Annotated in this window: 18 protein-coding genes; 16 read left to right on the top strand and 2 right to left on the bottom strand. The window is 43.2% G+C overall.

Features of this window, described 5'->3' with window-relative positions:
• Positions 1-105: 105 nt before the first annotated feature.
• The 5 genes from DWW60_RS00290 to recO all read left to right on the top strand — a co-directional run bounded on the left by DWW60_RS00290 (position 106) and on the right by recO (position 6,314).
• A complete protein-coding gene (locus DWW60_RS00290; RefSeq protein ID WP_022216011.1) occupies positions 106-798 on the top strand; it encodes a DUF4190 domain-containing protein in 693 nt (230 codons plus the stop codon).
• Between the two features lie 185 nt (positions 799-983).
• On the top strand, positions 984-1,487 hold the full coding sequence (locus tag DWW60_RS00295) for a cytidine deaminase (protein WP_015534138.1): 504 nt from the start codon (positions 984-986) through the stop codon (positions 1,485-1,487).
• A 36-nt stretch (positions 1,488-1,523) separates the two neighbouring features.
• Complete coding sequence (locus DWW60_RS00300; protein WP_173795373.1) at positions 1,524-4,433, top strand: insulinase family protein; 2,910 nt, start codon at positions 1,524-1,526, stop codon at positions 4,431-4,433.
• Between the two features lie 140 nt (positions 4,434-4,573).
• Positions 4,574-5,473: a GTPase Era gene (gene era / locus DWW60_RS00305; protein ID WP_015534137.1), complete on the top strand. Its 900-nt coding sequence runs from the start codon at positions 4,574-4,576 to the stop codon at positions 5,471-5,473.
• 97 nt (positions 5,474-5,570) lie between these two features.
• Positions 5,571-6,314, top strand: a complete 744-nt coding sequence (gene recO / locus DWW60_RS00310) for a DNA repair protein RecO (RefSeq protein ID WP_022216007.1) — start codon at positions 5,571-5,573, stop codon at positions 6,312-6,314.
• Between the two features lie 69 nt (positions 6,315-6,383).
• On the opposite strand, the gene pdxR is transcribed toward recO, so the two are convergent.
• Positions 6,384-7,790 carry a MocR-like pyridoxine biosynthesis transcription factor PdxR gene (gene pdxR / locus DWW60_RS00315; RefSeq protein WP_022216006.1) on the bottom strand — a complete coding sequence of 469 codons (1,407 nt, stop codon included), beginning with the start codon at positions 7,788-7,790 and terminating at the stop codon, positions 6,384-6,386.
• A gap of 346 nt (positions 7,791-8,136) precedes the next feature.
• Between pdxR and DWW60_RS00320 the strand changes: the two genes are divergently transcribed.
• From DWW60_RS00320 to DWW60_RS00345, 6 genes are all read left to right on the top strand, one after another.
• Positions 8,137-9,534, top strand: a complete 1,398-nt coding sequence (locus DWW60_RS00320) for a glycine--tRNA ligase (protein ID WP_117874161.1) — start codon at positions 8,137-8,139, stop codon at positions 9,532-9,534.
• Between the two features lie 53 nt (positions 9,535-9,587).
• Positions 9,588-10,832 (top strand): aspartate aminotransferase family protein, encoded by a 1,245-nt coding sequence (locus DWW60_RS00325; RefSeq protein WP_117548834.1) that lies wholly within the window; start codon positions 9,588-9,590, stop codon positions 10,830-10,832.
• 436 nt (positions 10,833-11,268) lie between these two features.
• Positions 11,269-13,905 carry a pyruvate, phosphate dikinase gene (ppdK, locus tag DWW60_RS00330; protein WP_015534133.1) on the top strand — a complete coding sequence of 879 codons (2,637 nt, stop codon included), beginning with the start codon at positions 11,269-11,271 and terminating at the stop codon, positions 13,903-13,905.
• A 198-nt stretch (positions 13,906-14,103) separates the two neighbouring features.
• A complete protein-coding gene (locus DWW60_RS00335) occupies positions 14,104-15,051 on the top strand; it encodes a cation diffusion facilitator family transporter (protein WP_055144244.1) in 948 nt (315 codons plus the stop codon).
• Positions 15,052-15,100: 49 nt separating this feature from the next.
• Positions 15,101-15,868 (top strand): alpha/beta fold hydrolase, encoded by a 768-nt coding sequence (locus DWW60_RS00340; RefSeq protein ID WP_055222776.1) that lies wholly within the window; start codon positions 15,101-15,103, stop codon positions 15,866-15,868.
• A 75-nt stretch (positions 15,869-15,943) separates the two neighbouring features.
• Positions 15,944-16,501 (top strand): HD domain-containing protein, encoded by a 558-nt coding sequence (locus DWW60_RS00345; RefSeq protein ID WP_117874162.1) that lies wholly within the window; start codon positions 15,944-15,946, stop codon positions 16,499-16,501.
• A 109-nt stretch (positions 16,502-16,610) separates the two neighbouring features.
• Here DWW60_RS00345 and DWW60_RS00350 read toward each other — a convergent pair whose 3' ends face one another.
• Positions 16,611-17,864 (bottom strand): deoxyguanosinetriphosphate triphosphohydrolase family protein, encoded by a 1,254-nt coding sequence (locus tag DWW60_RS00350; protein ID WP_055272807.1) that lies wholly within the window; start codon positions 17,862-17,864, stop codon positions 16,611-16,613.
• Positions 17,865-18,410: 546 nt separating this feature from the next.
• On the opposite strand from DWW60_RS00350, the gene DWW60_RS00355 reads away from it, so the two are divergent.
• The 5 genes from DWW60_RS00355 to DWW60_RS00370 all read left to right on the top strand — a co-directional run bounded on the left by DWW60_RS00355 (position 18,411) and on the right by DWW60_RS00370 (position 21,961).
• On the top strand, positions 18,411-19,343 hold the full coding sequence (locus DWW60_RS00355) for an RNA ligase family protein (RefSeq protein ID WP_243002883.1): 933 nt from the start codon (positions 18,411-18,413) through the stop codon (positions 19,341-19,343).
• 172 nt (positions 19,344-19,515) lie between these two features.
• Positions 19,516-19,704: a tRNA(His) guanylyltransferase Thg1 family protein gene (locus DWW60_RS13560; protein WP_055272812.1), complete on the top strand. Its 189-nt coding sequence runs from the start codon at positions 19,516-19,518 to the stop codon at positions 19,702-19,704.
• Between the two features lie 64 nt (positions 19,705-19,768).
• Complete coding sequence (locus tag DWW60_RS13565) at positions 19,769-20,146, top strand: hypothetical protein (RefSeq protein ID WP_243002884.1); 378 nt, start codon at positions 19,769-19,771, stop codon at positions 20,144-20,146.
• Positions 20,147-20,233: 87 nt separating this feature from the next.
• The gene (locus tag DWW60_RS00365; protein ID WP_055272816.1) at positions 20,234-21,076 is read left to right on the top strand and encodes a TIGR02452 family protein; all 843 of its coding nucleotides are present in this window, start codon (positions 20,234-20,236) and stop codon (positions 21,074-21,076) included.
• Between the two features lie 102 nt (positions 21,077-21,178).
• Positions 21,179-21,961 (top strand): metallophosphoesterase, encoded by a 783-nt coding sequence (locus DWW60_RS00370; RefSeq protein WP_022216336.1) that lies wholly within the window; start codon positions 21,179-21,181, stop codon positions 21,959-21,961.
• Position 21,962: the final 1 nt, after the last annotated feature.

A 21,962-nucleotide genomic window follows, 5' to 3' on the forward strand; every position in this document is an offset into this window, starting at 1 on the left:
ATCATTCGTAATCGGGTGATGTGTTTCTTTTTTTATGTAGGTTAATTGACACTAACCGGCATGTGTGAGATAATCAGAACAGATATTTTTCGACTAAGGGAAAGTATGGGTTACAAAAAAGTTATAAATGAAAGGCAGGAAGAGATGGGAGAAGATAACAACAGCTTTGGCGGCTATCAGCCAACAGAAGACAACAGACAGGCGGGACAGCAGAATCCATATGCCGGTGCGCCTCAGTATGGACAGAACGACCAGAACTATGGTCAGTCAGACGGCCAGTATGGACAGAATTATGGTCAGCCAGGTGGACAGTATGATCAGAATTATGGTCAGCCAGGCGGCCAGTATGGACAGAATTATGGCCAGCCAGGTGGCCAGTACGGACAGGGATATGGTCAGTATGGTCAGGGCTACGGACAGCCGGGAGATCCATACGGACAGAATTATGCTAACCAGGACATGAATATGGGCGGAGGTCCGGCATATCCACAGAATAATATGCAGCCACAGGAGAGCAAAGGCGTATCCATAGCATCTATGGTGCTTGGTATCTTTTCTCTTACATTTGGATGTTGTATCACATATGTGGGAATTGCCACAGCCATTGCGGGACTGATAACAGGTATCATAAGTCTTAAGGATAAGAAGCCTGGCAAGGGAATGGCTATCGCAGGTATTATAATGAGCGCAATAGCACTTGTGTTCCTGGTGTTCTGTATTATCCTGGTTCTTACATCGGACACATATCAGGATATGGTGGACGAAATACTCAGACAGATACAGTCAGGAAGCTATTAAAAATGTAATAAATTGAATAAAGAGAAGTGATCGAGAGGCCGCCGGATTTCGGGCGGCCTCTTGTTATGTGCACCAAGCTGATAATATTTGAACGTTTAATACTGTGTGGGTGATTGAATCTAAAGGTGGATTAGTGTTATTATTATGGAAGTGCGTAGAAGGTATCAGAAAGGAGGTCCTGTATTATGGAGAGTGATTATATTATTGAAGATACAGACATCAGGCGTCTTATTGTGAAAGCGGTAGAGGCGAGAGAAATGGCATATGCCAGGTACTCACAGTTTAAGGTTGGGGCAGCACTCCTGGCTGGCCGGGAGAATTCTTCGGATGCAGATGAAGTCGTTGGCAGAGAGACAGACAGCCGCGATAGAAATGCGAATGAATACAGAGTGTTCACGGGCTGTAATATAGAAAATTCCTCGTATGGTGCAACTATATGCGCAGAACGTGCAGCGGTGTGTAATGCAGTGAGTAGTGGCTATAAAGATTTCAAAGCGATTGCTATTGTCGGTGGCCTGAATAGTACAGGGATAAATGGAATAACATATCCATGTGGGATATGCAGACAGGTGCTCTCGGAATTTTCTGCGGATATGTATGTTATCGCAGCACATTCAGAGGATGATTACGACATGAGAAGATTGTCAGAGTTTCTTCCGGCTTCGTTTGGTGCCGGACAGATGGAATAGTGAGCGTTGAAAATTTATATAGAAGGAGAATATGAATTGGGAAATATCAAAGATTTAAAGGCTTACAGAATAGTTGAGGAGAAGGATCTACCGGAGGTACATGGCAAGGGATATGTGCTGGAGCATATAAAGACAAAGGCAAGGGTCCTCATCATTGAGAATGACGATGTGAATAAGGTATTCAATATAGGCTTCAGGACACCTCCATATGATGATTCAGGAATACCTCATATAATTGAGCACTCAGTGCTTTGTGGTTCAAAGAAATATCCGGTAAAGGATCCATTTGTTGAGCTGGCAAAAGGTTCTCTGAACACCTTTCTGAACGCCATGACTTATTCAGACAAGACGGTATATCCTATAGCGAGCTTCAATCAGAAGGACTTTGAGAACATCATGAGTGTGTATCTGGATGCAGTGTTCTATCCGGATATCTATATACATGATGAGATCATGAAGCAGGAGGGCTGGCACTACGAGCTTGACTCTATGGACGGAGACCTGAAGTACAACGGAGTTGTGTATAATGAGATGAAGGGCGTGTACTCAAGTCCTGAGTCGATTATGTACAGAGAGATAGAGTCATCACTCATGCCGGACACTCCATATGGCAATGATTCAGGCGGTGATCCGGTATCCATACCTACACTCACCCTTGAGAGATTCAGAGATTTCCACAGGACATATTATCATCCATCGAACAGTTATATTTATCTGTATGGTGACTGTGATATGGCGAAGGAGCTGGAATTTATAGATGAGGAGTATCTGTCACATTACGATTACAAGGAGATAGATTCAGCGATCCCTCTTCAGAAGCCATTTGACGAGATGAAGGATATCACTAAGGAGTACTCCATAGCTGATACTGATCCAGAGGAGAACAATTCCATACTCACATACAGCAAGATAACAGGGCTCAGCACCGAAAAGAAGAAGGTTACAGCCCTTGAAATACTTGAGTACGTGCTCATGGATGCGCCGGGAGCTGTCCTGAAGAAAGCTCTGACTGATGCGGGTATAGGCGAGGAGGTCTACAGCTCATTTGACAATGGCTGTCAGCAGACCACATTCTCTATCATAGCAAGAGGCGCGGATAAGAACGATAAGGACAGATTCATAAAGATAATAGATGATACATTTGAAGAACTCAGCCATGGTATAGATAAGGATGCGGTTGAGGCTGCAATCAACAAGTTTGAGTTCAAGCACAAGGAGGCCAATTTTGGAAGGTTTCCTAAGGGACTTATGTACGGACTGGATGCATTTAACAGCTGGCTGTATGACGATACCAAGGCACTCATGTTTTTTGAGATGAATGATGTGTATAAGGAGCTGAGAGAGGATCTTCAGAATGGATACTTTGAGCAGCTTATAAAGGAATGTTTCATTGATAATACATTTGGCCTGTATCTCACCATGAACCCTAAGAAGGGTCTTGACCAGGAGAATGAGAAGAAGATCGCTGATGAGCTTGCGGCATACAAGGCTACGCTCAGCCGTGAGGAGCTTGAGAAGATCGTGGAGGATACAAAGGCGCTCAAGGAGTATCAGGCGACTCCTTCATCCGCAGAGGATCTTGCCAAGGTTCCGCTTCTGGCGATAGATGACATTGACAAAGAGGCTGAGAAGCTCAAGAATGTTGAGTCTGAGATCGGCGGACTTCCGGTTGTAAGCCACGATATATTTACAAACGGTATAGGATATCTGAGGTTCTATTTCAATATAAATGATATAGATAATGACCTTGTGCCATATCTTGCTGTGCTGTCATGCCTGTTTAAATATATTGACACAGAGAAGCATACCTATGGACAGCTTTCAAATGAGATAGACAGTAATATAGGTGGAATAGAATTTGATATGGTTGGATATGCCAGTGACACGGATATCAAGAAGTTCTTTTACGTGTCAATGAAGGCACTCTATGAGAAGCTTCCATATGCCGTTGAACTGATGAAGGAGATTATGTTCTCATCTAAGATCGATGACAGGAAGAGACTGAAGGAGCTCCTGACGGAGGAGAAGTCCAGCATGAAGAATGGCATGGCTGCATCGGGACATGTGACCGCATACACCAGAGCCATGTCCTATATAGATGAGGGAGCAAGATTCACGGATGAGACCTGTGGAATCGCTTATTATGAATTCCTGTGTGACATAGTGGATCACTTCGATGAGAAGTACGATGACTTCATTGAGAAGCTTCAGTATGCCCTTGCAGAGGTACTCAGAAAGGGGGCACTTACGGTTTCATATACAGGAAATGAGGACGTGACAGATCTGCTTGAGGAATCATTTGCGGACTTTGGCATGGCACTCTCTACAAGACCTGCACATAAGGATGTGAAGCCTTTTGAGAAGGATCTCAAGAATGAGGGCTTCAAGACAGCCAGCCAGGTTCAGTATGTTGCCATAGCGGGTAATTTTGAGGATGCGGGATACAAGTACGACAGCTCACTGAGCGTTCTCAAAATCATATTCTCATATGGTTATCTGTGGGAAAATGTCCGTGTGAAGGGCGGCGCATATGGTGCCATGTGCTCATTCCTCAGGAATGGAACCTGCTATATGAGCTCATACAGAGATCCAAACCTCATGGAGACATATGACATATTCAAGAATGCATATAAGTTCGTGGAGAACTTTGAGTGCTCAGACAGAGATATGACCAAGTATATCATTGGAACCATGGCTCAGATAGATGCACCGACGACTCCTGTTGCGGAGGGTATAAGCCATATGGCGAGATACTTTATGGGAGTTACAGATGAACAGATCCAGAGAGAGCGTGATAAGATCCTCTCCACCGACAGAGATGCCATCAGAGCCCTTGCACCACTTGTGAAGGCTGTTACGGATTCAGGAATCATCTGCGCCATCGGCGGAGAGAGCAAGATAGAGGAGAATAAGGACAACTTCAAGGATGTACTTGCGATTTTCTAGGTATAGCCGACAGTCGATATAATGAGCGCAAGTGAGTGGGCGTGCTTGCATGACTTGCGAGCGGCGAATTAGGGTCATGACATAGTAAAGCTAGATGCGTATGCGTAGGTTAGCCTGCGCATGCAGGATGAAGGAGATATATGAATAAAGAATACAAATCAGGCTTCGTGTCCATCATAGGCAGACCAAACGTTGGAAAGTCGACACTTATGAACAGACTGATAGGACAGAAGATAGCGATAACAAGCAACAAGGCGCAGACCACGAGAAACAGGATACAGACCGTGTATACCAGCGATAAGGGACAGATTATCTTCCTGGACACACCGGGAATAAACAGGGCGAAGAACAAGCTTGGAGAGTACATGCTCAAGGTTGCTGAGAGTACGCTGGATGAGGTCGATGTGGTTCTCTGGATAGTTGAGGCCACAACATTTATCGGCGCAGGAGAGCGGTATATCATAGAACAGCTCCAGCATGTAAAGACACCTATAATTGTGGTTGTGAACAAGATAGACAACGTGGAGGAGAGCAAGGTATTTGAGGCGATAAATACCTATAAAGATGCCTGTGACTTTGCGGAAATAGTTCCTGTGTCGGCATTAAAGGGCAAGAACACAGATGAGCTCATAGATACCATTATGAAGTATCTTCCGTATGGACCACAGTATTATGATGAGGACACGATCACTGACCAGCCGGAGAGACAGATAGTTGCCGAACTCATCAGGGAGCAGGCGCTCCGTCAGCTTGATAAAGAGGTTCCCCATGGTATTGCAGTTGTGATTGATTCCATGAAAGAGAGACCGGATGGCGGCCTGATCGATATCGATGCGACAATCATATGTGAGAGGGACTCCCACAAGGGAATCATCATAGGAAAGCAGGGCGTCATGCTGAAGAAGATCGGTACTCATGCGAGATATGGAATAGAGAGACTTCTTGACACCAAGGTCAATCTGAAGCTTTGGGTAAAGGTCAAGAAGGACTGGAGAGATACAGATACATTGCTAAGGAACTTTGGGTTTAGAGACGAGTAGTGTGTGCAAACAGGATCGGTAAATGTGCAGTTGCTGCGGGCAGTGCATAGTTTGCCGATCTTGTCATGTTAAATTTGTTATGGAGGTGGATATACAATTGAGAGAAGAAGTAACATTGCATGGAATTGTACTGTCCAGCAGCCTCCAGAGCGAATATGACAGGAGAATGGTGGTCCTCACAAAAGAACGGGGCAGGATCACAGTATTTGCAACAGGTGTGAGGAGAGGAACGAATCCGCTCCAGTCCAAGACACAGATGTTTGTCATGGGAAGTTTTACATTGATCCCGGCGCGGGATTCATACAGGCTTGTGAATATAGATGTGGATGAATATTTCCATCAGCTCACCATGGACATAGATGCATACTGTTATGCATCGTATTTCTGCGAGGTCATGGGCTTCATGACCCATGAGGGAGACAGGGCAGCAGATTACCTCAATCTTCTGTATGTGAGTCTTAAGGCTCTGGAGAAGGGGCAGATGCCTGCAAAGCTCATCCGGTGTGTGTACGAGATAAAACTCATGGATGTGTTCGGACAGGGAATACAGAGCTTCCACTGTCCGGTATGTGGCAAGGCTGAGGTGTCAAATGTATTCGATGCAGCATCGGGTGGACTGCTCTGCGATGGATGCAAAGGCCGGGCAAAACATCCGCTTCATCTATCGGATGACGCAGTATACACGATACAATACATAAATGGTGCACCGCTTGGCAAGATGTACAACTTCAATGTGTCAGATCCTGTACTGGCGGAGATACAGCTAGTGTCGAAGCAGTTCATGGATATGTATGTGGACAGGAAGTTCAAATCGGTGGAGATCATAGACTCGCTGCCATGAAAAAAAGAAGAGAATCCTACATGACGTGAGATTCTCTTCTTTTTGTATATTACCTGTCTAAAATACAAATCACAGAGAGTGTATTATTTTAGAGAACGCCTTCATCGCGCCGGGAAGTTTTTCATATGGTATGGCGCTGAAACCAAACAGAAGCTGGTTCTCAGGACAGAGATTCTTTCTTATCCAGAATGGTTCTGTGGAGAAGATTCGTATGCCTTTCTGTTCAAAAGCTGATATGAGCTCTGTCTGGGTAAGCTTTGAGTTCTTAACCTCTGCCACAAAGTGGAGACCGGCTCCGGCACCATACATGATCACATCATCTTCAAGATTCTGTTTCACATAATTCAATATATAATCATGCTTCTTTTTATAGTGATTCTTCATGGCGCCTATGTGGCGCTGATAATTACCACTCTGTATAAATTCAATAAGTGCAAGCTGCAGAACCGTTGGAACTGTGCAGTTGGTGTGTGAATAACTGGATTCATATGCCTTCATCAGATCTGCTGGAAGCACCATATATGATATTCGAAGATCCGGTGACATGGATTTGGAAAATGTCCCGAGATATATAGTGTGGTCGCTGTTATCGATGGATTGCAGGGATGGAATTGGTCTGCTTTGGTATCTGAGCTCGCTGTCGTAATCATCCTCGATGATATAACTTCCCGATTGAGCCGCCCACTCTATGAGCTCTAGCCTCTTGCTGATAGGCAATATGCTTCCCATAGGGAATTGGTGGGATGGGGTCACATATAACAGCGTGTCTCTGAGCCTCTGTATATGGTCTATTGATACACCGTCATTCTCAAGAGGTATGGGGATGATCCTGAACGGACTCTGGCTGACGATCTCCCATGTTCCGTTGTAGCCAGGGTCCTCTATGGCAAATGAATAGTCTGACGGACTGAATATATGCGTGATTATATCTATTGATCTCTGGTGGCCGCTCGTGAGAATGATCTGCTCCGGTGTGCAGTTTACACCTCTGGACATGTACAGATATTCGGTGATAAGACTGCGGAGGGTGTAACTTCCCTGTGACATCTGGTAGGAGGCGGTATCGGCCATGGATATCATGTCCCAGGCGTTCATAAGGCATTTGCGCCATGCCCTGGAGTGATAGCAGTTGTAGTCCAGATTGCCGTAGCTGAACGTGTAGTCAAATGTCTTTCCTGATTGTCTGGAAGAATGCTGTATATTGTGGCTTTGTCTTGGCTTTTTGTCCGGAGAAAATGCAGAGATGTTCTCAACATAGTAGCCTGAGCCTGTCACGGAGCGTATATATCCTTCAAGTTCAAGCTGGTTGTAAGCAGATACTACTGTGTTGCGGCTCAGTTTATGTTCGGCGGCTAGCTGCCTTGTTGCAGGGAGCTTTTCACCTGCAGCATAGTGCTCATTAAGTATCTCGGATTTCATTTGTTCATATAATTGTTCGTATAGAGACTTATCGGAGGCCTTGTCTATTGATATCATTTCCGTGTTCCTTTCCTGCATATTATAAGCGTTAAAAATACCTTGTATCATTGGATATTTGCGTATTACTTGATTTGTTCATATTCCAATACTGCAAATTGGAACTATAAAAATACTTGAAATTGGAACTTTAGAAAGAACCAATCTGGTGCTATTATACAAGAGTCATAGCGAGTAAGCAATAAGAAGAAGTCATAAGGTGATGTCTGACGGCACAAATTATAGTAGCTTTGTATAAATAATATTACAAAATATGCCGTGAACCTTGCAAAAATATTTGAATGAGTATAAAATAAGGCGGATAGAGTGAAAAAATGCAAATTCGAATATGATTTGGAGGATTACAATGGAAAAGACATTAGACAAGATCGTTGCATTGGCAAAGAGCAGAGGATTTGTTTATCCAGGTTCAGAGATTTACGGTGGTCTCGCAAATACATGGGACTATGGTAATCTCGGAGTTGAACTCAAGAACAATGTTAAGAGAGCATGGTGGAAGAAATTCATCCAGGAGAACCCTTACAATGTAGGAGTTGACTGTGCTATCCTTATGAACCCACAGACATGGGTTGCTTCAGGCCACCTTGGAGGATTTGCTGATCCTCTTATGGATTGCAAAGAGTGTCATGAGAGATTCCGTGCAGATAAACTTATAGAGGACTTTATGGCTGAAAACGGAGTTGTTCCAGAGGGCGCAGTAGACGGATGGAGCAACGAGCAGATGGAAGAGTACGTTGAGAAGAACAATATCTGCTGTCCAACATGTGGTAAGCACAACTTCACAGGCATCAGACAGTTCAACCTTATGTTCAAGACATTCCAGGGTGTAACTGAGGATGCCAAGAACACTGTATACCTGAGACCGGAGACTGCACAGGGTATATTTGTCAACTTCAAGAATGTACAGAGAACTTCAAGAAAGAAGGTTCCATTTGGAATTGGCCAGATAGGAAAGTCATTTAGAAATGAGATAACACCTGGTAACTTCACATTTAGAACAAGAGAGTTCGAGCAGATGGAGCTTGAGTTCTTCTGCAAGCCGGGTACAGATATGGAGTGGTTTGAGTACTGGAGAAGCTTCTGTATCAACTGGCTCAAGGATCTCGGAATCAAGGATGATGAGATGAGAGCCCGTGACCATTCACCTGAGGAGCTTTGTTTCTACTCCAAGGGAACAACTGATATCGAGTATTTATTCCCATTTGGATGGGGAGAGCTCTGGGGAATCGCTGACAGAACAGATTACGATCTGACACAGCACCAGAATACATCAGGAGAGTCCATGGAGTACTTCGATGACGAGACAAAGGAGAAGTACATTCCATATGTAATCGAGCCATCACTTGGTGCTGACCGTGTTACACTTGCATTCCTGTGCGCTGCATATGATGAGGAGAACATTGGAACAGAGGAGAAACCTGACATCCGTACAGTCCTTCATTTCCACCCACAGCTTGCACCGGTTAAGATCGGTGTGCTTCCACTTTCCAAGAAGCTCAACGAGAGTGCAGAGAAGATTTATGCAGAGCTTTCAAAGTACTATAACTGTGAGTTCGATGACAGAGGCAACATAGGTAAGAGATATAGAAGACAGGATGAGATAGGAACACCGTTCTGTGTAACATATGATTTCGATTCTGTTGAGGATGGAGCAGTCACAGTTCGTGACAGAGATACCATGGAGCAGGAGAGAGTCAAGATTGAAGATCTGAAGGCTTACTTTGAGAAGAAATTTGAATATTAATTGATGGTGTGACCGGAGATAATACGGGACACTGAATTACAGGAGGCATTAAGATGCATAGTAAAGAGTTATTTTCAGAATACGAGGCAAATGTAAGATCGTACAGTAGAAGTTTCCCAGAGATATTTACAAAGGCCAAGGGAGCCAAGATGTATGACGAGAATGGTAAGGAGTATATAGACTTCTTCGCAGGAGCAGGCGCGCTGAACTATGGTCATAACAATGATTATATAAAGGAGAAGGTTATCGATTACATCCAGAGCGATGGAATCATGCATTCTCTTGACATGATGACAGCACCAAAGGCTGAATTCATCGAGTTCTTCGAGAAAAAGGTCCTTGAGCCTAGAGGACTTGATTATAAGATCATGTTCGCAGGTCCTACAGGAACAAATGCAGTTGAGTCACTCTTAAAGCTTGCACGTAAGGTCAAGAAGAGAGAGATGATCTGGGCATATATGGGTTGTTTCCATGGTATGACACTTGGCTCAATATCACTTACAAGTGATGCTGCAAGCCGTGCAGGAGCAGGCGTTGGACTTGACAACGTATACCACATTCCAGCTCCTTACATGTTCCCAGAGCTTGATACGATCAAGTTCATGCAGACACTTCTTGATGACGATCATTCAGGTGTTGAGAAGCCTGCAGCAATCTTTATCGAGACAGTACAGGCAGATGGTGGTGTAAATGTATTCTCAGTAGAGTACCTCAAGGCACTCCGTGAGTTCTGTGATAAGAACGATATCCTTATGGTTGTTGATGACGTACAGGTAGGCTGTGCAAGAACAGGTACATTCTTCTCATTTGAGAGAGCAGGAATCAAGCCTGATATGTTCTCACTTTCAAAGTCAATCGGCGGATACCCATTCCCTATGGGACTTGCAATGTTCAAGCCGGAGTATGATCTCTGGAAGCCGGGTGAGCATTCAGGTACATTCCGTGGAATCCAGCTCTCAATGGTAGCTGCAAAGGCAGGACTTGAGTTCATGCTTGACAACAACATCGAGGCAGAAACAAGACGTAAGGGCGAGATAGTTAGAGAGTATCTTGAGAAGAATATAGACGGCGATCCAAATGTAATTGCAACACGTGGTATCGGACTCCTCTGGGGCGTAGAGGTTAAGGACGATGCAACAGCTGGTGCCATCACAGCAAGAGCTTTCAAGAAGGGGCTTGTAATAGAGAGAGCTGGCCGTGACAACGCGGTCATCAAGATCATGCCACCACTTATCATCTCAGATGAGGATCTTATTGCAGGTCTTGATATTCTTAAGGAAGCTATTGACGGCGAGTAAGTTGTAATAAAATGTGCATTGTGACAGTTGTAATTGCGCAAGACTGATATAATGCGAATATCCACATGGAGCCGATAGGCGACATGATATAAGGTAAAACATAGGCTGCGGAGATTTCCGCAGCCTATGTTTTTTACGGGATGAATAGGGCTGTGCGGGCAGTTTGCCAATTTGGAAATTTTTGAATACTGGTCAGCGAAGATCAGTTGCCAGTCTGTTTCAGGTCGGCACACAAATGTTGCTGTAATTAAGCGTAATATAATGGAATATACATATAATTCAACTATATGTAAAAATGGACTGGTTTATACACAAAATATAGAAAAAAGAGTTTGCTAATGTTGACATATATGTTATAATCAGTCTAGCGCGTGTGGAGACTTCACGGGGACTTCACACCATGAAATATAAAGTTTACGTAGGAGGTAACAAACAAATGGCAAACAAGTGGGTTTATATGTTTAGCGAAGGCGACATGACCATGCGTAATCTTCTCGGTGGTAAGGGTGCAAACCTTGCAGAGATGACAGCAATTGGTCTTCCAGTTCCACAGGGTTTCACAATTACAACAGAGGCTTGTACTCAGTACTATGAGGATGGCCGTAAGATCAATGACGAAATCATGGCTCAGGCTATGGATGGCGTTAAGAAGATGGAGGAGATCAACGGCAAGAAGTTCGGAGATCTTGAAAATCCATTACTTGTATCAGTTCGTTCAGGTGCAAGAGCATCTATGCCAGGTATGATGGATACAATCCTTAACCTTGGTCTTAACGATGACGTTGTTGCAGCTATGATAGCACACAACCCAGATCCAGCATTCGAGCGTTTCGTATACGATTCATACAGACGTTTCATCCAGATGTTCTCAGACGTTGTTATGGAAGTTGGTAAGAAGTACTTCGAGCAGCTCATCGACAAGATGAAGGAAGAGAAGGGTGTTAAGTTCGATGTAGAGCTTACAGCACAGGATCTCAAGACACTTGCTGAGCAGTTCAAGGCAGAGTACAAGAACCAGTTAGGAACAGATTTCCCTTCAGACCCAGTTGAGCAGTTAAAGTTAGCTATCGAGGCTGTATTCCGTTCATGGGATAACCCACGTGCGAACGTATACAGAAGAGACAACGATATCCCTTATTCATGGGGTACAGCAGTTAACGTAATGCCTATGGTATTCGGTAACCTGAACAATGAGTCTGGTACAGGTGTTGCATTTACTCGTGACCCTGCAACAGGTGAGAAGAAGCTTATGGGTGAGTTCCTTATCAATGCACAGGGCGAGGACGTTGTTGCCGGTGTTCGTACACCAATGCCAATCGCTCAGATGGAGCAGGAGTTCCCAGATGCTTATGCAGAGTTCATCAAGGTTTGTGAGACTCTTGAGAATCACTACCATGATATGCAGGATATGGAGTTCACAGTTGAGAACAAGAAGCTTTACATGCTTCAGTGTAGAAATGGTAAGAGAACAGCTCAGGCAGCTCTTCAGATCGCTTGTGACCTTGTTGATGAGGGACATAAGACAGAGGAAGAGGCAGTTGCAATGATCGATCCTCGTAACCTTGATACACTTCTTCACCCACAGTTTGATGCAGCAGCTCTTAAGGCAGCTACACCAATGGGCAAGGGACTTGGCGCTTCACCAGGTGCTGCTTGTGGTAAGATCGTATTCACAGCTGACGATGCTGAGGCATGGGCAGCTAGAGGCGAGAAGGTAGTTCTTGTACGTCTTGAGACATCACCAGAGGATATCACAGGTATGAAGTCAGCACAGGGTATTCTTACAGTTCGTGGTGGTATGACATCACACGCTGCAGTTGTTGCCCGTGGTATGGGTACATGCTGTGTATCAGGTTGTGGCGATATCGTTATGGACGAGGAGAACAAGAAGTTCACACTCGCTGGCAAGGAATTCCATGAGGGAGATTACATCTCAATCGATGGTACAACAGGTAACATTTACGATGGAGTTATCAAGACAGTTGATGCTCAGATCGCAGGAACATTCGGCCGTGTTATGGCATGGGCTGATAAGTATAGAACACTTAAGGTTAGAACAAATGCAGATACACCAGCAGATGCTAAGAAGGCACGTGAGCTTGGTGCAGAGGGTATCGGTCTTTGCCGTACAGAGCATATGTTCTTTGATCCAGAGAGAATCGCAGCATTCCGTGAGATGATCTGCTCTGATACAGTAGAAGAGAGAGAGGAAGCTCTTAATAAGATCCTTCCATATCAGCAGGGAGACTTCAAGGCTCTTTATGAGGCACTTGAGGGTAACCCAGTTACTATCAGATTCCTGGATCCACCTCTTCATGAGTTCGTTCCAACAGAGGAGGCTGACATTGAGAAGCTTGCTGCTGCTAAGAACAAGAGCGTTGAGGAGATTAAGGCACTTTGCAACTCACTCCATGAGTTCAACCCTATGATGGGTCACAGAGGATGCCGTCTTGCTGTAACATATCCAGAGATCGCTAAGATGCAGACAAAGGCTGTTATCCGTGCAGCAATCGAGGTTCAGAAGGAGCATCCAGATTGGACAGTTGAGCCAGAGATCATGATCCCACTTGTATGTGAGGTTAAGGAGCTTAAGTACGTTAAGAAGGTAGTTGTTGAGACAGCTGACGCTGAGATCGCTGCTGCTGGCGTAGATCTTAAGTATGAGGTTGGTACAATGATCGAGATCCCAAGAGCAGCTCTTACAGCTGATGAGATCGCTAAGGAAGCTGACTTCTTCTGCTTCGGTACAAACGACCTTACACAGATGACATTCGGATTCTCAAGAGATGATGCTGGTAAGTTCTTAAATGCTTACTATGATGCTAAGATCTTCGAGAACGATCCATTTGCTAAGCTTGATCAGACAGGTGTTGGTAAGCTCATGGATATGGCAGTTAAGCTTGGTAAGCCAGTTAATCCAAAGCTTCACATCGGTATCTGTGGTGAGCACGGTGGAGATCCTTCATCAGTTGAGTTCTGCCACAAGATTGGTCTTGATTATGTATCATGTTCACCATTCAGAGTACCTATCGCTAGACTTGCTGCTGCTCAGGCTGCAATCGCTAACAAGTAGGATTCGGACGAACAGAACTTGTAAGTAATTAGCTTAATAAAGACAATATGAGTCCCTGTAATTGCCATGAGGTGGTTACAGGGACTTTTTTGTAAAAAATATGCATATCAAAAAGGAGAAATCAATAGCCGATACTTGATTATATTATGTACTGATGATATTGTGGTCTATGGAAATTAAACATAGGAAGAATATATAATGAATGAAAGAGATGTAGAAATTAGTAAAAGAGAAGCTAAGAAGAAGGAACGTAGGTCGAGAAAGGACAAGCTTGCAATAGAGAAGAGAATACTTCGTCTGTCTTTTATGGGAAGTGTCTTCTTCATACTTGCGGAGGGCGTGATGGCATGGTATACCCATTCACATTCGCTTTGGACGGACTGCCTGTTCGACTCCGCAGATCTGGTCATGATAGGACCATTTATGGTGCTGGTTCCGCTTCTGTATAAACCTGTGACAGAGAAACATCCATATGGCTATGCCCAGGTGGAATCACTTTTCCTCCTTGTGAAGTACAGTGTATTACTTGCACTCACATGTAATCTCATGGTTGAGAATATAAAGCTGTTGTTTCATGGTGGACATGAGGTAGATGCGGGGAGCATAGCGGTATTCGAATTTCTTGTATGTGTATGTTGTGCGGTTATGTATGCGATACTTGGTCATTACAGTAAGAAATATGAGTCTACAACTATTAAAGCGGAGTTGTATATGTGGAAGCTTGACGTAATAAGCAGTATGGGAGTTGCTGTAGCATTTGCGGTACAGACTGCTCTGTTGCATACAAACCTGCGTTTTATTACCCCTTATATTGATCCGGCTGTAGCGGTGGTTATGGCACTTCTTCTTATAAAAGAGCCGGTGTGCGAGATATTTCAGAGTATCAAGAATCTTATTCTTTTTGCTCCGGAGGAAGAGACGCTTAGTCAGATACGAGCCATAGTGGATCAGCATATGAAGGATTACCCATATGAGGTCACTTTTCTGGATGTCATCCAGACCGGGCGGAAGCTGTGGGTTGAGGTATATATAGGAAATCAGACGGATGTGATACATATAAGTATCATTCATAAGGTGAGAGACGAGATAAAACAGGAGCTAAGGGATAAGTATGATCAGGTGTATATAGAGGTCATACCAGATTGATAGTAAAGCTGTAATACAAAATACAAATGATCAAGGGGATGCAAGGATATTGTTACATTATGAAGTTTTTGAAAGTTCATGTGATACCGATAGATATATAGTTCTGCTTCATGGATTTGGAGGAAACAACAGGGTATGGAAGAAGCAGATTCCCTTGCTTCAGAAGAAGTTTAATGTTCTGGCGATAACTTTGCCAAGTCATGGAGACAGTGAACTAAAATTGTCCAAGATGGGAAGTACGCTGGATGTTGTCGTGGGTGAGATAACACAGGTGCTTGATGAGCGGGGGATACAGCGAGCTGTTTTTATGGGCGTATCACTTGGAACTATATTTATCAAATATATGGAGATGAGATGCGGAAGTTACATAGATAAAGCAATACTTGTGGGTGCGCTTGGCACGGTTGGAAAACCACTCAGGCGTGCTGTCAATGTCTTTGCTAAGATAGGTGACAAACTTCCATTTCCTGTTGTCTACAGAATAATGGCAAAGTTATTTATGCCATGGAAAGTCAGCAAGACAAGCAGGAAGGTGTTCTGCAAATGTGCCAAGGCATTAAACAGTCAGGAATTTAAGGCGTATATGAATATTTTTATTGAGCATTTTTCACTTTGTGACGAGTTCGTGAGCAGATTACACGAGGAGAATGTATATATTTCCGGGCGTGGTGATCTGTGTTTTATAAATGGAATCGTGGAGGAAGCTGATTTGACAGATGCGGAGCTGATAATAATAGAGCATTGTGGTCACGTGTGCAACATAGATCAGAGCAGACAATTCAATGATATTATTTCTGAATTGCTAGACATTGAATGAATTAAAAGTGGAATATGATACGACAAGGATATACTATCTTAAAATGCTGATAAATAAGGATAAGGAGACTGTGATATGGCAACGATGAACACGTATACAGGAAACAAAATAGATCCGATGAATATGGCAGTTGCTGACATATCAATACAGGATATAGCGCATGCGTTAAGCCTCACGTGCCGCGGTGGAGGGCATGTGTCCTATTTCTTTTCTGTGGCACAGCACTCCATCAACTGTATGAATGAGGCGAAGGCAAGGGGATGGTCAGAGCGGTTACAGCTTGCCTGTCTGTTGCACGATGCCAGCGAGGCGTATATATCAGACATAATCAGACCGGTAAAAGCGCATTTGTCCAATTATCTTGAGATAGAGAGTTCGATCATGAACGTTATACTTGAGCGATTTGGACTTGCTGATCTGAGCGAAGAAGAAAATGCTATGTGGAAACAGATAGATGATGAGATGATGAATTTCGAACTTAAGAATCTGATGAAAGGCGAGGAGTACAGGAATACGGACAACCTTAGTTCAGTCCCTGCTGAGGCCGAAAGACCATGGCGAGAAGTGGAAGATGAATTTGAGGCTGAATGTAAGAAACTTATAGAGAAAATGTCAGATCAGACCGGCAAGTAGTCGATAGTGAATAGTTATTTTTAATTACAAAAATGTATGATAATACCTCCCAGGCGGATGATGGAAATATAACAATCTGCCTGGGAGGTATTTGTTTTGACAATTATGATCAGATGTTGTCAAAGTATCCGACATAGTCGACCTTGTATGGTCCATCTGGGAAAAGGTATTCATATAGATCTATGAAATAGTCGTCGGTCATGCTGGCGATGAAGTCTACTACGATTTCGTTTGGATCCTGACTGAGATAATTGTTGATGAATTCTTTTTTACCAAAATAATTGCTATACCGGTTTGCATCTTTTATGTAGTTGACATGGTGTTTATACAGTATGGAATCAGTGTCTTTGCTCTTAGCCTGCCTCAGTAATTCTTCGTATATACAATAGAACATTGGCTTTATGTTGTCATTATACATTGTGTTGAGGCTGTCATTGTTATATATGTTCTGGTAATTCTCAGTCTTGGCTTTGGAGAAGGTCTCATATACATCCGGATCCATGCTTATATAAGGTTTTCCGTAGCTATTTTCTATGATATTGACAGTCATATTGTGAATTATCTGGGCGTTGGAGGATCCAAGGCTGCCTGCAGAGAAAGAATCATCATTTGGAATGAGACCGATCTTTATTGCATCCTGCCTGTCTTTTCCGAGGTAGGCTATGATATCGCTGATCCTCATGATACAGCCTTCAAGTGTACCTGGGATCTGTTTTTTATTTGCAGAAGGATCTGTGTAGCAGTCCTCCACCGACCTGTCAAATTCCCCCCATGGATCGTCAGTGTTAAATGTCTTAGGTGTATAGCATTGCTGTTCCATTTCACCGTTGTGACATATAACACCATCAAGCACCTGGAGGCTGATATTTCGGAATATAAGTTTGTCAAGGACTTTGGCGCTGTGGATGTTGTGGTTGAAGAGCCTTCCGGTATGCTCGTTGTAGATCTCATTCAGATAACGCTCTCCGGCATGACCAAATGGAGTATGTCCTATGTCATGTCCAAGGGAGATCGCCTCTATTAGATCAAGATTGAGTCCAAGAGTCATTCCGATAGTCCTTGCAATTCTGGATACAAGCTGGACGTGGAGTGCACGTCTTGATATGTCATCGTTCTTGTAGCATGAGATAACTTGTGTCTTATCAGAATAGCGATTGTAATAGTTGTTGTGAAGTATCTTTTCCACATCCATGACAAATGCAGGTCTCCACAGATGTGGGGCATCATGGTCTGGCTGACGCCTTATAATGTCAGAGTCATTGCATGCATATGGGTTTATCTTGCCGTGTTCACGGTCGCCTAAGATCTGTTCATAAACTTCTTTTGATAAAGAATGGTATTTTGAATCTTTATTTACACTCATTAAAAATCTCCTGTTCAGTAAAATGTGATAGTCAACATATGCAGCCTGCTTAGACCATATATATCAGAATGCATATGAATTATTATAAATATTCTTGAGATCATAAGTCAAATGTGCTGAAAGTTATTTATTACTAAATCGGTATATTTGAGGACCATATGACAGTGATTATAAATTATATTCTATCATAAACTTTAAAAATACTATATTTTGTGAGACTATTAAACCTTGGGGAAACAATTCATTATGTGCCTGGGAAGCTTCGGGCATGTCGTTTTCTTGCCCGTTTTTGTGCATGGGGTAAAATCGGTTATCTTATGTTCTACATTTTATTTGTCTATGGGGTAGAAATTCACCTTATGTTCCAGCTTAAGTTTTGTGCAGGGGTAACAAATTTTTTATCCCTGAAAATGCCCACAAATGGCTGAAAATCAGCGTTTGACTGAAAATGCAGAAGTTGCTTGAAATGCGTTGAAAACGGCAGAAACACTAGCTATAATGCGTTGCAAGCAGATCTGTTAAATGTCAAAAATTTGGAGGTCGATTGTGAAGAAATATATAGATATCCAGGTGGTAAGGGAAAGAGAAACAATGCTCGATGACATCACACTCCCGGTAAACACAGGGGCATTTCAGGTTGGAGATATCATCAGTATCACGGAAAAAGTGGATGGGGCCAATGCAAGTATACGGTATGACGAAAAAGAGGATGTCCTCAGAGCGTTCAGCCGTAATAATGAGCTGAGTAAGGACCAGAACTTAAGAGGATTCTGGGAATATGTTCAGAAAATGGACAAGGAACCATTTGCAAGGTATCCACATTACATATTTTTCGGAGAGTGGCTTGTGAAACATACGGTGATATATGAAAAAGATAACTATGACAAATTTTATCTGTTCAGCATATTCGATGGAGATGCTGATCAGTGGCTGTCTCAGGACTCTGTGAAATCTATTGCAGATGAATGTGGCATTCCATATGTACATGAACTCTATTATGGGAAATTTATAAGCTGGGAACACTGTAAACAGTTTGCAAATGATCCCGCCTATGGAAAAAAGCAGGAGGGAATTGTCATAAAGGATCAGACAGCTCTTTTGGAGGGACGTGAGCCACATGTTTTGAAGTATGTAAATCCAGAATTTTATGAGATAAAGGTGGATAACCGCAGGCAGAATAAGAGGAAAAGGGATGATTCACAGAAAAAAGCAGACATGGATGAGGCAGAAAGATATGTCCGAATGATCGTCACCGAGGCCAGGGTGCGGAAAATAGTAAATAAGCTTGTGGATGAAGGAATAATGCTCGAAAAAATCGAGAGGAAGGATTTACAGATTATTTATAAGAATCTTCCAAAGAGAATTTATGAAGACTGCCTGAAAGAAGAACCCGAAATCATTCAGAAGGCGGGAAACTATGCCGGAAAGATGTGTATGAAGGTTGGGATAGAGATATTCAGAAAAGAATGGAAAATTTGATACACGGCTATAAGCGTAAAGAGGAACAGTTAGATTTTTAAACTACGGGTTTATAGCCAATCAGCCGGATGTGATATAAACTAGGGCATATCAATAAATGAATATGCGGAAGATTTGAAAGATATGAACGACTTGAAATATATGAAAGATTTGGAAGAAAGGAAGTGGCAGTGTGGCAAGACTTCGAGATGATATAGGTACCAGAATGAAGAATTTTTATGAGCAGATACCGAAGACAAAGCTTATGAGACGTTGTCCGGTTGCGATACGAATAGACGGCAAGGCATTTCATACATATACAAGGAATTTTAAGAGACCGTTTGATTCTGTTTTTATGAGAGCTATGCAGGCAGGCGGTTAAAGAAGAGGGTACGGAGGATCCCAAATATATCAAAGTCCTTGATAAGGCCTGTGAGACTGGGGCGATGTTTGATTCAAGATGCTTCAATATACCGAAGGAAGAGGTGACGAATCTCATATATTGGAGGCAGCTCGACGCATCCCGCAATTCGATACAGATGGTTGGGCATGCCAATTTCTCACAGAAGCAGATGCATGGCAAGTCCACCGGTGATATACAGGATATGCTGATGCTTGAGAAGAATATAAACTGGAATGACTTCCCGGTGACATGCAAGAGGGGAAGCTGCTGCATCAGGGGACAGGCAGATGAAGTCCCGTCATGTACAGGAGACAGCAGCAACGAAAATTTCAGAGGATGGATGATAGACAATGATATACCGATATTCAAGGGCGAGGAAAGAGAGTATGTTGACCATCTTATATATATTGGAGAGCAGTAAAAACAGAGAGTATTGGAATAGCAGGTTAAAAAACTAACAGGATAATAGAGTAATGTAATAGCATAATATCAAAGGGGTGTAAAAAATATGGATCGCAGAGAGATGAACAGAAGTATATTTCAGGATACAGAGCGCATGTGCAAGACGGATGCTGAGCTTTCAGCTGTCACAAAGATATCGGTGGCAAATCAGCGCTTTATAGCAGAGGCGGAGGTTATACCAACGCCTGAACTGAATATTTACAAAAAGGCAAATGTGGTTGTCTCAAAGAAGAGAAGCTATGAGGCGGCAAAGGCCTATAAAGGGAATCATGTAGCAGTGCATAACTTTGCATCAGCGACAAATCCAGGCGGCGGAGTTGTAAATGGTGCGGGGGCGCAGGAGGAATGTCTCTGCAGATGTTCCAATCTGTATTTCTGTCTGAACACCCCTGATATGTGGGGAATGTTCTACACACCGCACAGAGCGGCGCATGATCCAATACATAACGATGACATCATATACACTCCAGATATCGTTGTGTTCAAGACTGATACAGATCGTCCGGAACTAATGGAGCGTGATGACTGGTATATAGTTGATGTGATCACATGTGCGGCGCCAAATCTCAGGGAAAACCCCAGCAATAGATATAATTCCGGAGATGGAACGAGAGCGGTGACACCCAGCAATAGAGAACTTCAGGTCATCCATGAGAAAAGACTCAGAAGAATACTTGACAGCGCGGTTATAAATCATGCAGACACAGTAATACTCGGGGCGTTTGGTTGCGGAGCATTCTGTAACGAACCGCAGGTCGTGGCAACTGCTGCGGCAAATGTGGTGAGGGATTATATGTACGCATTTAAGAATATCGAGTTTGCTGTATACTGCAGACCAAGCGACGATTCCAATTACAGAGTGTTTAATAGCGTATTAAGTTCATTGTAAAAAACAAACTGGTACGAGAGAAGACTTGAGTATGCAAAGGCGAACATAAGTCTGCCGGATGAGCCGGATTACAAGGCAATTAAATAAAGGAGTGATTTTGAAATGATTTATATTACAGGCGACTGTCACGGGAGGTTTGGGAGATTTATGTCAGGAGGATTTTCCTGCTGCCCGGATCTAACTGAAAATGATACAGTGATCGTATGCGGGGATCTTGGTTTGCTCTGGGCAAAAGGAGAGTCCTTTGAACAGGACTGTGAATTCTTCGCAAAGCAGTCATTTACACTTCTATGGGTTCAGGGAAATCATGAGAATTACAATATGATAGATGAATACCCGGTGGAGAAGTGGCATGGTGGCAAAGTGCGGCATATAGTCCGTGATAAGGTGATACTTCTTGAGCGCGGACAGGTATTCGATATAGAGGGAAAAAGATATTTTACGTTCGGAGGAGCACAGAGCCACGATATAAGCGGTGGCGTGCTTGATAAGGATGATCCTTTGTTCGAGCATAAATATAATTTGGCAATGGGGAGTGGCAGACCGTTCAGAATATTGAACACATCATGGTGGAAACAGGAGCTTCCGACAGATACAGAGATAGAGGAAGCAAGGGTAAATCTTGAGAGCTGTGATTACAAGGTCGACTATGTCATAACCCATTGCGCATCAAACACTATACAGCTGAAGCTTGAAGATATAAAGAGGATGCATGGACGCCTGCATGAATTGTACGCTCAGAATATACTGACGGATTTCTTTGAGGAACTTGAAGGAAAACTTGAATATTCCATGTGGTACTTCGGACATTATCACGAGGATATGTACGTGGATACGAAGCACAGACTTATATATTATGATATGGTGCCTGTGGTATGGAATTAGT

Origin of the sequence: Coprococcus sp. AF16-22 (assembly GCF_003461545.1) — a bacterium.
Taxonomy (GTDB): domain Bacteria; phylum Bacillota; class Clostridia; order Lachnospirales; family Lachnospiraceae; genus Coprococcus; species Coprococcus aceti.